Source organism: Streptomyces sp. NPDC057616, assembly GCF_042800575.1.
GTDB lineage: Bacteria > Actinomycetota > Actinomycetes > Streptomycetales > Streptomycetaceae > Streptomyces.
The window spans coordinates 1-11711 of record NZ_JBHVGU010000082.1; the positions used below are offsets into that span (position 1 = coordinate 1).

The 11711-nt window shown below is 68.6% G+C and carries 12 protein-coding genes and 1 tRNA gene; 4 read left to right on the top strand and 9 right to left on the bottom strand.

The window, feature by feature from the left end; all coding sequences use genetic code 11:
• Positions 1-594 precede the first annotated feature (594 nt).
• Positions 595-870, bottom strand: coding sequence for a DUF3892 domain-containing protein (locus ACFU97_RS45645; protein WP_384269136.1), 276 nt, complete (start codon positions 868-870; stop codon positions 595-597).
• A 46-nt stretch (positions 871-916) separates the two neighbouring features.
• The gene (locus ACFU97_RS45650; protein ID WP_384269138.1) at positions 917-1081 is read right to left on the bottom strand and encodes a hypothetical protein; all 165 of its coding nucleotides are present in this window, start codon (positions 1079-1081) and stop codon (positions 917-919) included.
• Between the two features lie 541 nt (positions 1082-1622).
• Here ACFU97_RS45650 and ACFU97_RS45655 point away from each other — a divergent pair.
• Positions 1623-2171, top strand: a complete 549-nt coding sequence (locus ACFU97_RS45655) for an ImmA/IrrE family metallo-endopeptidase (RefSeq protein ID WP_384269141.1) — start codon at positions 1623-1625, stop codon at positions 2169-2171.
• A gap of 463 nt (positions 2172-2634) precedes the next feature.
• On the opposite strand, the gene ACFU97_RS45660 is transcribed toward ACFU97_RS45655, so the two are convergent.
• Complete coding sequence (locus ACFU97_RS45660) at positions 2635-2997, bottom strand: DUF6344 domain-containing protein (protein ID WP_384269144.1); 363 nt, start codon at positions 2995-2997, stop codon at positions 2635-2637.
• Between the two features lie 329 nt (positions 2998-3326).
• Between ACFU97_RS45660 and ACFU97_RS45665 the strand changes: the two genes are divergently transcribed.
• Together ACFU97_RS45665 and ACFU97_RS45670 are read left to right on the top strand one after the other, a co-directional pair.
• Positions 3327-3455, top strand: a complete 129-nt coding sequence (locus tag ACFU97_RS45665) for a DLW-39 family protein (RefSeq protein ID WP_003999697.1) — start codon at positions 3327-3329, stop codon at positions 3453-3455.
• Between the two features lie 161 nt (positions 3456-3616).
• Positions 3617-4969: a hypothetical protein gene (locus ACFU97_RS45670; RefSeq protein ID WP_384269146.1), complete on the top strand. Its 1353-nt coding sequence runs from the start codon at positions 3617-3619 to the stop codon at positions 4967-4969.
• A gap of 106 nt (positions 4970-5075) precedes the next feature.
• On the opposite strand, the gene ACFU97_RS45675 is transcribed toward ACFU97_RS45670, so the two are convergent.
• Together ACFU97_RS45675 and ACFU97_RS45680 are read right to left on the bottom strand one after the other, a co-directional pair.
• A complete protein-coding gene (locus ACFU97_RS45675; RefSeq protein WP_384269148.1) occupies positions 5076-6632 on the bottom strand; it encodes a serine/threonine-protein kinase in 1557 nt (518 codons plus the stop codon).
• Positions 6633-6813: 181 nt separating this feature from the next.
• Positions 6814-7362: a helix-turn-helix domain-containing protein gene (locus ACFU97_RS45680; RefSeq protein ID WP_384269150.1), complete on the bottom strand. Its 549-nt coding sequence runs from the start codon at positions 7360-7362 to the stop codon at positions 6814-6816.
• A 182-nt stretch (positions 7363-7544) separates the two neighbouring features.
• On the opposite strand from ACFU97_RS45680, the gene ACFU97_RS45685 reads away from it, so the two are divergent.
• Positions 7545-7617 (top strand) — tRNA-Ala (locus tag ACFU97_RS45685).
• 451 nt (positions 7618-8068) lie between these two features.
• Here the strand turns inward: ACFU97_RS45685 and ACFU97_RS45690 are convergent.
• The 4 genes from ACFU97_RS45690 to ACFU97_RS45705 form a co-directional block, all read right to left on the bottom strand.
• Positions 8069-9124, bottom strand: coding sequence for a 2-oxoacid:ferredoxin oxidoreductase subunit beta (locus ACFU97_RS45690; protein ID WP_384269152.1), 1056 nt, complete (start codon positions 9122-9124; stop codon positions 8069-8071).
• Positions 9114-11015 carry a 2-oxoacid:acceptor oxidoreductase subunit alpha gene (locus ACFU97_RS45695; RefSeq protein WP_384269155.1) on the bottom strand — a complete coding sequence of 634 codons (1902 nt, stop codon included), beginning with the start codon at positions 11013-11015 and terminating at the stop codon, positions 9114-9116. The genes ACFU97_RS45690 and ACFU97_RS45695 overlap by 11 nt, the downstream gene beginning before the upstream one ends.
• Positions 11016-11307: 292 nt before the next feature.
• Entirely contained in the window at positions 11308-11511 is a 204-nt protein-coding gene (locus tag ACFU97_RS45700; RefSeq protein WP_384269157.1) for an acyl-CoA carboxylase subunit epsilon, read from the bottom strand.
• A gap of 32 nt (positions 11512-11543) precedes the next feature.
• A partial coding sequence (locus ACFU97_RS45705) for a carboxyl transferase domain-containing protein (RefSeq protein ID WP_384269159.1) occupies positions 11544-11711 on the bottom strand: 168 nt, incomplete at its 5' end.

Consider the following 11711-nt stretch of genomic DNA (forward strand, 5'->3'; position numbering starts at 1 on the left):
CCATGCGCCCAATCCAGGCGCACAGCCAAACCGAGGCAAGCGGTGTCAAGCATCAGGTGAGGCCACAGCGTCAATCATCAACCGAGACAAGACACGACCGGCAGAGCCGGAGCTGTTACAGGTTTCTCTACCTCATCAAGCCCCGGCTGCGCTCCGCTCCGCCGGGCGCGCTCCCGGCTCTGGCCGCGCCCGCGCTCCTGCCTCCGGCCCGCTCGGCGCTGCCGCCGCCGACGCGCGCCCACATGTGGACAGGGCCGGAAGCCATGAGTCGATCACCGTAGAGACTGGCCCACGGTCAAGACGATGCCTCCGGCGGGGGATCGGCCGGCACCGGGATGGAGGGGGCGCCGTTCCCGGCCGCGGGTCCGTAGGGGCGTGCGCGGGGAGCTCCCATCCCGTCCACCGTCGACCCAGGCAGAGCCGAGCAGACGCGGCCCATGGCGTCCAGGTCGTTCGTACAGTGGCGCGCTCCACCTGGACGCCATGAACCACGCCCGCTCCACGGTGTGTGGGTCGACGGCGGACGGGATGGGAGCCGGGGGTTTGAGGGTGGCGCAGGTGGAACTGAAAGAGTGGCACCTGCACCACCCCCCATCAATAACGAGGCAGCGCGAGCAGGTTGTCCGTCCAGATACCGTCCGCGTAGGTCCTGATGTACGGCGGCGATGCCTTGACCACGCCGACCCGCACGTAGCTCGCGCCGTTCCGCACACGAGCCTCATTGGTCTTGTCCTTCTCCAGCCACCGGATGATTGCCTGCTTGGTGCTCTCGCCCGTCTCCTTCGTGGTCGGGTTCTCCCAGCGAACGCTCTCGATGTGCTCGTGCTTGTCGCCGCCGCTGAGGTGCACGGCAGTGATGTAGATGATCATTTCTTTCTCTTTCGCTTAGTTGCTGCCCATGGGCCGCGGACGTTGATCAGCGCTCTCGGCGGACACCCTTGAACGGGGATCCGCTGGCCTTGCCGTCCATGAAGCGCCCGTCCGAGCCCCGCTTGGTCCAGATGCGGGTGAGCGGGTTCAGCGCCTGACTCCGCCCCTTGACGCTGCCGTGCCGGAAGCCCTTGCCGGTGTTCTTGGCCATTGCTGGTACCTCTTTCCTGTTGAGTGATCGAAGTGATCACATTGGGATTGCAGGATCGGTACTGATTGCGATCTTGCAACTGAGCTCAGGGTAGAACGTGCGGTTCGACTTTCGCAACTGGTTCCTGTCGTGCAACACTGGCCTCGAAGGGAGGAGATCGTGAGCGAGCGGAATGCAGCAGGCCGCTTCGACGCAGCCGCGTTCCATGCGGCTCTAGATCGAACGCGGCAGGAGCGTGGACTCCTCTGGAAGGACGTGGCAGGTCAGGCCGGAGTAAGTGCCTCGACCTTGACGCGCCTGGCGCAGGGGCGACGCCCTGACGTCGATGGACTGGCAGCCCTGGTTACCTGGGCGAACCTAAGTGCGGACGACTTCGTTCGTAGGCAAGACGAACCGCAAGCGGCCGATACTCTGGCGAAGGTGGCCACTCACCTACGAGGGGACCGCAACTTGACCCCCGAAGCGGCCGACGCGCTGGAAGCCCTTATCGCCGTGGCTTACAAGCAGTTGGCAACGAGCGGCCCAGAGTAGGGGGACCCACATGGCGTTGCGGCATGGCTTCAAAGCGGAGGCCAATCGCTTGGCCGTACTGGTACGGAGCGAGCTGGGGTTGCATGCTGCCGCGGCTCTGCCGTCCGCCATGTTGGCTGAACACCTATCGATTCCAATCAGCACCTTCAGCGCCGCTGTGGCCGCCGATGCTCGCGTCGCGCCGCTGTTGGGGGCCGAAAAAGAAGCGGTAAGCGCCCTAACCGTGCACTGTGGTCCGCGTCGGCACATCTGGGTGAACGACGCCCACGAGGTACCCCGACAGAACAGTTCCGTGCACCATGAGCTTTCACATGCCCTGCTCCAGCACTCGCCTGGACCCGCCTTTGACCCGAGGGGCTGCCGGCACTGGAACGGCGAGGTGGAGGCGGAGGCAGACTGGCTCGCCGGGAACCTTCTGATCACCAATGAGGCTGCATGGCTCATCGCCCGTCGACGTGTAACGGACAGCGAGGCGATGCTCCGCTATGGGGTCAGCAAGCAGATGCTGACATGGCGAATGAACATGAGTGGTGCGGCAGCTCGACGCCGATCGGCCTGACAGCATGCGATCTATCGCTGTCAAGAGGGCCTGTACCGACTGACACCAGTAGCTGACACCAACAAGGACGTACGTCGCCGATCCACGCCGAACCTCAGCGGCATCAGGATCCGAGTTCAGTCGACGCTCATCATGGTCCGCAGGTCACCTCGATCGACCTGATAAGGATGAGGCCACAGGTTCAAATCCTGTTAGCCCCACCAGCACGAAGACCCCCGGTCCGGATGGACCGGGGGTCTTCGGCGTTCACGGCCGACGTCCTTCGGTGTCCATGGCCTGCATCAGGCGGGTGGTCGGCATCAGGGGGAGGGCTGGAAGGCCGCGACGCGGGCCGTCGTAGCCCGGTGGCCGGCGCGGCCCGTTGCCCACAGCGAAAGACCCCCGACCGGCTCCCGGTCGGGGGTCTTCCTGTGACGGATGAGTACGCAAACTCGCCGTTGGGTCGGAGATGCGGGGCGGAGGCTCAGAGTTGGAGCGGAGTGCCCTGCTTGGGGACGGTGATGAACGCGTCGGTCGGCAGGTCGATCTCCATGCTCACGGTTCCCGCGCACTCGTCCGTGTCCGCCTGTGGGCGGAGCCTGCAGCTGGGCGCCTTTCCGTGGGCCTCGGCGTGGATGCGCTGTTTCATCGTGGGGGGCAGGGCGCCGGCGCTGGACCAGGACCATTGCGGAACCGGCGTCGTCACGGGAGTCGTGCTGTTGCCGGCCGGCTCGGTCTGCGGTACCGCCGCGGCGGCGGTCGTCGTGATGAGTCCGAGCGCCGTGCACAGCGCGAGGAAGGCGGTGACGATGGCGGTCCACAGCTTCATGACCTGGTTCTGGGCCATGGCCCCTCACTTTCGGGTCTGGGCGATTTGCGTACTTTCCTCATGATGTGTATGTGGGCCGCGAAGTGTTGGACCAACGCCCATGCCGTGTCGAAGTTCGGATGAACACCACTCGGATGGGCGTAAACAGCAAGAAAAGATAAGAACCGGGTGCAAAAGTCACCGCGCGTGAGGGTGTGATCACCCTCAGATCGGAGCGGCGGACTCCCCTTCTACGGCGTTGTGCCGGACGGGAGTTGGGGGCCCACGCAGGTCACCGATCGGTATCGGTCGGTGTGTATAGTCGGGCGCCAGAGGTCCCCTACGTCAAGGAAAGACGAGGTCGCGCGGTGAAGAAGCTTCTCCTGGTCGCACTGGCCGCCATCGGCGGGCTCCTCGTGTACCGCCAGATCCAGGCGGATCGCGCCGAGCAGGATCTGTGGACGGAGGCGACTGACTCCGTGCCCACGGGTTCGTGAGTATCGACAACGGAATCTGAGCAAACCCCGGCCGTCTTGCGGTCGGGGTTTTGTGTTGCGCGGATGAGGCGCCTTCGGTCGGGGCAGGATGGGCCACGGTCCGGCCGACGCCCGGCCGCAGCGGTCCCGGCGGGGGCCGGGGGACGAGGAGGGGGCGCGTGATGGGGCGGCGTACGGCGTGGTGGCGCGCGGGGGCCTGGCGCGGGCGTCCTTCCGCACGCGTGCGGATGGCTGCCGCGGCGGCCGTCCTGTACACGGCGGCGATACCGGCGTCCTGGCCCGCCGAGGCGGCCCCTGCCGCGGGAGCTCCCGGCGCCTCCGACCCCTCCGTCTCCTCGTACGCCTTCGCGGAGGGCGCCCAGAGCGTCACCGGGGCGACCGGGACGACGGATGCCCCCCGCCTCCAGGTGGGCAAGACCTACCGCAGCTCCCTGGCGAAGGGCGCGAAGGTCTACTACAGCTTCGACCTCGACGTCGACTCGAACACCTACGTCTCCGCCACGGCCGTCCCCGCCAAGGGCGCCAAGCTCTCCGTGACCGACGGCATCAGGGTGTCGGTGCAGAACACCGACAGCAATTCCTGCTCGTACCAGAGCGCGAGCTTCGGCGCCGCCAAGAGCCCGCACCCCGTCACGGCCTGGGGCGCGCGCACGGCCTCCCCGGCCAACCCGGTGTGCAAGGGCGCCGGCGCGTACTACGTGGTCGTCGAGCGCGTCGGCATGGCGGATTCCTCACCCGGCGCCTGGGACCTCGAACTCACGGCCATGTCCGAGCCGCCGGTGGACCAGGCCGGTTCGACGAACCCGCCCAAAGCGTGGAACTCCGCCTCTCCTACGCCCGTCTCCGGCGCGCCCAGGACCAGCCAGGGCGGCGCCGGGTACTCCCGGGCGACCACCGTGGGCCAGGGCGTCTGGCGCGCCGACATCTCGCCCGGGCAGACGCTCTTCTACAAGGTCCCGGTGGACTGGGGCCGGCAGCTGTCCGCCACCGCCGAACTCGGCACCACGAGCGGCGGCGGCCAGGGCTACGCGGTCGAGGCGCTGGGGATGACGCTCTACAACCCCGTGCGCGCCCACGTCGAGGACACGAGCGTCGGCTACGACGGAAAGCAGCAGTCGCTCTCCCTCGCACCGGTGCCGCCCGTGGAGTACGCCAACCGCTACGCCGTCGGCGACCAGCTGAGCGGGATGCGGTTCGCCGGCTCGTACTACCTGGTGCTGCACCTCTCCAAGGGGGTGGCCGACGAGTTCGGCGACGGGCCGTTCGGGCTGACGCTGCGCGTGCGGCTTCAGGGCACGGCGCAGGACGGTCCCGGGTACACGGGCCAGTCCGTGCCGCGGAACGTCTTCCAGGTCACGGACGAGGACCGGCAGAACGCGGCGGCAGGGGGAGCCGGGGGCGGGAACGCCGCGATGACGGCGGTCGCCGCGGCCGGGATCGGCGCGGGCACGGTGGTACTGGTCGTGCTCGGGGTGTGGACGGTCGTGGCACGGCGGCGGGCGGCCGGAGCCTGAGGAGGCGCGGGCGCGGACCGCTGGCGGGCGGATGGGCCGGGCCCGGACCGGCGACCCCGGATGCAGGCTGACGGCCGGCGCACGCAGACGCAGGCCGGCGACCGGCTCAGATCCGGGTCAGCGCCCAGAACCCCACGGCGTAGCAGGCCAGGGCGAGCAGCAGGAGCGGGATCGCCACCTTGGGCGGCGGGCCGGGACGGCGTGCGGGGCGGGCGCGGTGGTTGCGGCGCGTGGGCTCCGTCGAAATCTCCTGGACCGGAGGCGGAACCTGAGGGACCTGGGCGGTGTACGAAGCAGTAGAGGCATCGGCGCGCAGGTGTGGCGCCGGATTCATGGCGTGGGCGGAGTACAGCGGTGCGTGCGACTGGGGGGAGGGCAGCACATGCGTGGGGTCGTGGGGGGAGACGTAGGCGGGCTGCTGGTGGTCGCCTTGGTGGGGCTGTGCCTGGTGCGCCTGTACGTGGGGCGGTGCCGGCTGCTGCGGAGCGGGAGTTCGGGGGGAGGAGCCGGTCGCCTGCGGGGGCGGCAGAGGGAAGCTCCCGGTGTCCGACATGGAGGGCGCCCCGGTGGAGACGGACGACTCGGACTCGGGGCCGGTGACCTGACGGGGATCGCGCGGAGACGCACCGCCTGTGGACGATACGGCGGCGCCCGCGTCCGAAGCGGACGGCACGGCGGATCCGCCTGCCTCAACGAGCCACGAAGAAGCCTCACTTGTGCCGCCACCGGTGCCAGTGCCGGAGGTGTCCGTGTCTCTCCTGCCCGTGATGCCCGGTGCCGGCTTGAGGGGACCGGCCGGACCGAACCCGGGCGGCAGCGGCCCGAGTTGGTCGAAGATCTCGATCAACTCGTCGTCGGGGCCCGGGTCCGGCAGGAGTTCGGCGGCGGTGGCGAGCGCCTTGCGCGCCCCTGTGGCCGTACGGAACCGCGCCTGCGGGTCGGGCTGGAGCAGCGTGGCCACGACCTCCCAGAGGGGCTCGGGGATGCCCTTGGGGGCGTTCGGCGTCCCATGCGCGGCGAAGTACTGCACGAGCGCCTTGGCGTCCGGCTTGGCGCCCTCCAGCAGATACAGCGCGACCAGTCCCACGGCGAACAGGTCGGCGGGGAAGTCCGGTTCGGAGCCCATCATCTGCTCGGGCGCGAGATAGCCCGGCGTGCCCACGACGAGGTTGGTCTCCGTCAGGCGCGGCTCACCCAGGCGCATGGCGATGCCGAAGTCGGACAGCCGCAGCCGCGGCCGGCCCGTGCCGGTGGCCTCCAGGAGCACGTTGGCGGGCTTGATGTCGCGGTGCACGACCCCTTCCCCGTGCACCGCGGACAGCCCGGACAGGAGCTGGTCGAGCAGGACGCAGACATAGCCCGGGGGCAGGGGGCCGTAGTCCCCGATCAGATGGCTCAGCGAGCCGCCGGCGACCAGGTCCATGGTGAACAGGACCTTGTCGTCGTCGGCGGCCCAGCTGGCGGGCGCGAGCACATGGGGGTGGTCGATCCGCAGGGCCTGTTCGCGGACGAAGCGCAGCAGGGAGTGCGCGTCGCTCTGCTGGAGCACCTTGGCGGCCACATAGCGGCGGCGGCGGTGGTCCCAGGCGCGCCAGACGGCGCCGACCCCTCCGCGTCCGATCGGGTCGACCAGTTCGTACCGGCCGGCGAAGACCTCACCCATGGCTGTGCGTCGCTCCTCCCCCTGCGGCTACCCCCCTTGCTTGCCCTTCGACGAGCGATACGACTCCCCCTCGTGCCCCCTCGCGTCGTTCCCGACGAGTGTGATGAGTGATACGACCTCGGCACTCCTCCTCGGCCGTCGGCCCGGCTGCCGAACCCCCTTCGGCGACCGGGCCTCGGGCTCAACTCTGGTGCGCCTGGTAGTGCGTGACCGCGTCCGAGGTGCGGCCGGCCCCGTACACCCGGAGGAACTCTGCCAGCTCCGGGTGGCTCGGGGCGAGGGTGTCCGCGGCGTCGATGATGTCGCCCGCGGCGGCCACCGAGCGCAGCAGCGACTGGATCTCACGGACCACCCGCTTGACCGTGGGTGCGCCCGAACTGCTGGTCGTGGTCGTGGTGTTGCTGAGCACCGATCCCCCCTGCGACTTCTTGATCTCTTCCATGCGCTCGGTGGCCTCGGCCGCGCTCACGCTGCCGTCCGCGACCTGCCCCGCCAGGTCCTGCAGCAGCTGCACCCGCTGTACGACGGCCGGATTGCCGATCTTCGCCCGCTGGCCGCTCATCAGCTGTGACAGCATCGGCGCTGACAGGCCCAGTACCCCCGCGAGACGGGCCTGGTTGAGGCCCAGGTCTTCTATGAGCTTACGGAAGAGCGCCCCCAGTGGCTCCCCGTACCAGTTCCGCTGCAGTTCCCGCGCTCTTGCGGTGGCTTCCTGCTGTGCGGCGTCCATTGCGTCTCCCCATCGCTTCCCCAAGTACTGTGGTTCGCTGTAGCGAACCACGCCGAGCATCTTACGAAGCGTGGTGGTTCACGGGGACCCCCAATCTTTTTGCGAGATCCCGGGGGTGACCCGGTACTCTGGTCTGCGGCGCCCGCCGGTACGTGGTTTTTCCGGGGGGATGCTCCCATTCCGGGGCCTTAGCTCAGTTGGTAGAGCGCTGTCTTTGCATGGCAGATGTCAGGGGTTCGACTCCCCTAGGCTCCACACATAAATGCCCCCTGACCTGCGGAAACGCAGTTCGGGGGGCATTCTTGGTGCGCCCACGGTGCGCACGTGCGCGCACATCGGGGTGTCGGACCCCTTGATCCTCAAGGACTTTGCGTGATCTTGTCTCCCCCGATGGATCCCCTAGGACCCGGGACCATCGGAGCAGGCCGCCAGGCCGCCAGGCCGGTGCTGTGGCTGGAAGGCTCCGGCTCGACTGCGGCCGCAGTGGCTTCAAGCGCATGTACTCGTCATGCGTAGGTCTCGGGTTCGAATCCCGAAGGCGGCTCCACTTGGACCAGATCCGCGCGTCGAGGCTGAGCAGGTTCACGCCCCGCTGAACGTGGTCGCCGACGTGCCGGAGGTGAAGTAAGTCGGCTCCGACAGCGGGGCCTTCGCTCTTCTCCTGCCTTGTGCCGCAAGACCTTGCCTCACTACTCGTCCAGGCCGGTCAATCCCTCAAATGATCACGCCGTCGCTTCGTGTCGGTGACGGTCCAGGTGTCGCCGCCGGCGAGGAGGGCGGCGAGGTCGCCCTTGCCGTTCTGCTCGACGGCCTCGTCGAGCTGGTCGGCCATCTGGGTGTCGTAGACGGGCCGCTCGACGCAGCGCAGCACGCCGATCGGGGTGTGGTGCAGGGTGTCCGGGTCGGCCAGGCGGGACAGGGCGAAGGCGGTGGTCGGTGAGGCGGCGTGGGCGTCGTGGACAAGGATCTGGGACTCGTTGTCCGCGCTCACGTCGACCACCTTCAGGTCGCCGGTGGCCGTATCACGCACCACACCCCGCGCACCGCCGGCCCCGAATCGGATCGGCTGGCCGTGCTCAAGCCGGATGACGGCCTCTTCGGCCTGCTGCTTGTCCTTGAGGGCGTCGAAGGCGCCGTCGTTGAAGATGTTGCAGTTCTGGTAGATCTCGACCAGGGCGGTGCCGGGGTGGGCGGCGGCCTGGCGCAGTACCGAGGTGAGGTGTTTGCGGTCGGAGTCGATGGTGCGGGCGACGAAGGAGGCCTCCGCGCCGAGCGCGAGGGAGACGGGGTTGAAGGGCGCGTCCAGGGAGCCCATCGGCGTCGACTTGGTGATCTTGCCGACCTCGGAGGTGGGTGAGTACTGGCCCTTGGTCAGGCCGTAGATGCGGTTGTTGAACAGCAGGATCTTGAGGTTGACGTTGCGGCGCAGGGCGTGGATGAGGTGGTTGCCGCCGATGGACAGGGCGTCGCCGTCGCCGGTGACCACCCACACGGACAGGTCCCGGCGCGAGGTGGCAAGTCCCGTGGCGATGGCGGGGGCGCGTCCGTGGATGGAGTGCATGCCGTAGGTGTTCATGTAGTACGGGAAGCGGGAGGAGCAGCCGATGCCGGAGACGAAGACGATGTTCTCCTTGGCCAGGCCCAGTTCCGGCATGAAGCCCTGGACGGCCGCGAGGATGGCGTAGTCCCCGCAGCCCGGGCACCAGCGCACCTCCTGATCGGACTTGAAATCCTTGGCCCGGAGCGGGATTTCAGTGACCATGAAGGGCTTCCTCCAGTACGCCGGTGAGTTGCTCCGCCTTGAACGGCATGCCGTTGACCTGTGTGCAGGACCGGACGTCGACCAGGTACTTCGCCCGGATCAGGGTGGCGAGCTGGCCGAGGTTCATCTCGGGGATCACCACCTTGTCGTAGCGCTTGAGGACCGTTCCGAGATTGCGGGGGAAGGGGTTGAGGTGGCGCAGGTGGGCCTGCGCGATCGACTCGCCCGCGGTGCGTAGCCGGCGGACCGCCGCGGTGATCGGCCCGTAGGTCGAGCCCCAGCCCAGCACCAGCGTCCGCGCCCCGTGCGGGTCGTCGACGGTGAGGTCGGGCACCGTGATGCCGTCGATCTTGGCCTGGCGGGTGCGGACCATGACGTCGTGGTTGGCGGGGTCGTAGGAGATGTTGCCGGTGCCGTCCTGCTTCTCGATGCCGCCGATGCGGTGCTCGAGACCGGGTGTGCCGGGGATGGCCCAGGGGCGGGCGAGGGTGTGCGGGTCGCGCTTGTAGGGCCAGAACACCTCGGTGCCGTCGTCCAGGGTGTGGTTGGGGCGGGTGGTGAACTGGACGGTGAGGTCGGGCAGTTCGGCGGTGGCGGGGATGCGCCAGGGTTCGGAGCCGTTGGCGAGGTAGCCGTCGGAGAGCAGCATCACCGGGGTGCGGTAGGCCAGCGCGATCCGGGCCGCCTCCAGGGCCGCCTCGAAGCAGTCGGCCGGCGTGCAGGGGGCCACGATCGGCACCGGCGCCTCCCCGTTGCGGCCGAACATGGCCTGCAGCAGGTCGGCCTGCTCGGTCTTGGTGGGCAGCCCGGTGGAGGGGCCGCCGCGCTGGATGTCGACGATGAGCAGCGGCAGCTCCAGGGAGACCGCCAGACCGATCGTCTCGGACTTCAGCGCGACGCCGGGGCCGGAGGTGGTGGTCACCCCCAGCGAGCCGCCGAAGGCCGCGCCCAGCGCCGCACCGATCCCGGCGATCTCGTCCTCGGCCTGGAAGGTCCGCACCCCGAAGTTCTTGTGCCTGCTCAGCTCGTGCAGGATGTCCGAGGCCGGGGTGATCGGGTACGAGCCCAAAAACAGCGGCAGGTCGGCCTGCCGGGAGGCGGCGATCAGACCGTAGGCCAGGGCCAGGTTGCCGGAGATGTTGCGGTAGGTGCCCGCCGGGAACGCCGTCGTGGCCGGCGCGATCTCGTAGGAGACCGCGAAGTCCTCGGTCGTCTCCCCGAAGTTCCAGCCCGCCCGGAACGCCGCCAGGTTCGCCTCCGCGATCTGCGGCTTCTTGGCGAACTTCGCCCGCAGGAACCGCTCGGTGCCCTCGGTCGGCCGGTGATACATCCACGACAGCAGCCCCAGCGCGAACATGTTCTTGCTGCGCTCGGCCTCCTTGCGGGACAGGTCGAAGTCCTTGAGGGCCTGCACCGTCAACGTCGTCAGCGGCACCGGATGCAGGCTGTAGCCGTCCAGCGAACCGTCCTCCAGCGGACTGGCCGCATAGCCGACCTTCTGCATCGCCCGCTTGGTGAACTCGTCCGTGTTCACGATGATCTCCGCACCCCGCGGCAGGTCGGCGATGTTCGCCTTCAGCGCCGCCGGGTTCATCGCCACCAGCACGTTCGGCGCATCGCCCGGGGTGAGGATGTCGTGGTCGGCGAAGTGCAGCTGGAAGGAGGACACACCCGGCAGCGTCCCGGCGGGCGCCCGGATCTCGGCCGGGAAGTTGGGAAGGGTCGACAGATCATTCCCGAACGACGCCGTCTCGGAGGTGAACCGGTCCCCGGTGAGCTGCATCCCGTCACCGGAGTCCCCCGCGAAACGGATGATCACCCGGTCCAGCCTGCGTACTTGCTTTCTTCCGGCGTGGTCTTCGGTCGTTGGCGCGTCTTGGCCGAGGAGCATGGATCCCCTTTGGTTCTGCATTCGTCAATGGCGGTGCCGGAGGCAGCCGGGCCGACTCAGGGCCAGGAGCGGCTCAATCGATTCCTCGGCAGATGTGCTGGTCGTCGTCGTTCTGGTCGTCGTCGCCGGCCAGGCGCAGCGCCGGGAGTGTGGGTTGCTCCTTGCGAGGCAGCTGTTCCTTGCGCACGGTTGGTTCTGGGGCACTGGTGCAAGGACTCGTCGTCATCCCGAACTTCCCTCTCTCCCTGAATTCCCGCTCTTCCTGGATCTTGTTTCCGATGAGGGGCCGGTCTCAGTCCTGCCAGCTGCGCGGGGAGCGGAAGCCCGGGGTGCGTTCCAGGCGGCGCCAGCCGGCCTTGGAGCGGCCGTGGTGGGCCGGGACCGTGCGTCGTTGGGCGGCGGCGCGGGCGAGGAGAACCGCCGTGATGGCCGCGAGTTCCTCGGGCTCGGCCTGGCCCTTCGCTATGTGGAGAAAGGTGTCTGAGGAAGCGCTCATGGGTGTGTGTCCCCTTGGAGAAGTCCGCTGGGTTACTGCGGGGGGTTGCCGTGCTTGCGTGAGGGCAGGTCGGCGTGCTTGGTCTGCAGCATCGCCAGGGAGCGAATGAGGATCTCGCGGGTCTCGCTCGGGTCGATGACGTCGTCGACCAGGCCCCGCTCGGCCGCGTAGTAGGGGTGCATGAGCTCGGACTTGTACTC